Consider the following 1,308-nt stretch of genomic DNA (forward strand, 5'->3'; position numbering starts at 1 on the left):
TGAGGTGCCATGCATTTTCCGGACAGTCTATTAACGGTTAGTTCACGCTGCAGACTGTAATTCCAGATACTCGTCGCGGACTTGCTGCGGGGTTTTGTAGCCGAGCCCCGAGTGGCGGCGTTTGGTATTGTAGCGTAATTCGATGTACCGGGCAATATCGCGGCGTGCGTGTTCCCGGGTCGGGTATTCGGTGCGGTGGGTACGTTCGTTCTTCAGCGCCCCGAAGAACGATTCCGCCATTGCGTTGTCGTAGCAGCTGCCGGTCCGGCCGACTGATTGACGAATGTTGTTATTCTTCAATGTCTCGGCGAACTGGGCGGATGTGTAATTACTGCCCCGGTCGGAGTGGAAGATCGCGCCGTCGGCGAGCTCGTGGTTCCGGGCAGCCATTTCGATTGCCGCCTCGACGAGTGGGGTCTTGTAGTTATCGCCCATCGCCCACCCGATCACGGCCTTGGTGTGGCAATCGATCACAGTCGCCAGATACAACCAGCCTTCCCAAGTCGAGACATAGGTGATGTCACCGACCATCTTGACGCCGGGCGCGTCGGCGGTGAAGTCCCGCGCGACCAGGTCAGGGATCGGGCCGGCCTGGCCGTCTTGCTCGGTCAGGCTGTGCCGCCACGGTCGCGGCTGGCACGACTCCAGGCCCAGCTCCCGCATGAGTTTGCGCACCAACTCCAGCCCGCAGGGGACGCCCCACGCGACCAGGTCAGCATGCACACGCCGGTATCCGTAGGTCTCGTCGGACTCCTCGAACGACTTGGCGATGACCAACTTGAGTTCGCCTTGGCGCTTCGCTGTCGCCGACGCCGGCCGACTACGCCAATCGTTGAAACTGGACCGCTTCACCCCGAGCCATCGGCACATCTTCACAATCGACGGCGCATTTTCGTTCTTGCCGGTCAGGCTGTCTGCATATTCCGCGTCGATGAACTCGAACTTGTCGCTCAACGATGATCCTTGGCGAAGTATGCTGCGGCTTTTTTCAGGAACTCGTTCTCCATCCGGAGTTCCCGCGTCTCCCGCTCCAACTCACGGAGCCGGGCACGCTCATTCACACTGAGTGCCGGTTCCTCGCCGGCATGGTCACGCTTATAGGCGCTCACCCAGTTACTGAGGGTTCCCGGGTTGATACCCAGTTCCCTGGCAACCTGAGCGACAGGACGTGAAGACTCGATCACCGACTTCACGGCCTCCTCCCGATACTCAGGAGTGAAATTCTTTTTCGGACGCGGCAACATCTTCCCTCTCCAGACAACCCAATCTTAGTTGGGTCACTGTCCGGAAAGTTCGTGGCTCCTCAGT

The 1,308-nt window shown here is 59.6% G+C and carries 1 protein-coding gene; it reads right to left on the reverse strand.

The genetic code is table 11. From position 1 onward, the window contains the following. Positions 1-42: 42 nt before the first annotated feature. Positions 43-1,241, reverse strand: a protein-coding gene (locus ACLQ2O_RS41905) for an IS3 family transposase (protein ID WP_425843474.1) whose coding sequence is annotated in 2 segments (ribosomal slippage) — positions 43-977 and positions 977-1,241 — 1,200 coding nt in all. Because the reading frame shifts where the segments join, the coding sequence is not laid out codon by codon here. Between the last annotated feature and the right edge of the window lie 67 nt (positions 1,242-1,308).

The organism is Kribbella sp. DT2, assembly GCF_049844575.1.
Classification (GTDB): domain Bacteria; phylum Actinomycetota; class Actinomycetes; order Propionibacteriales; family Kribbellaceae; genus Kribbella.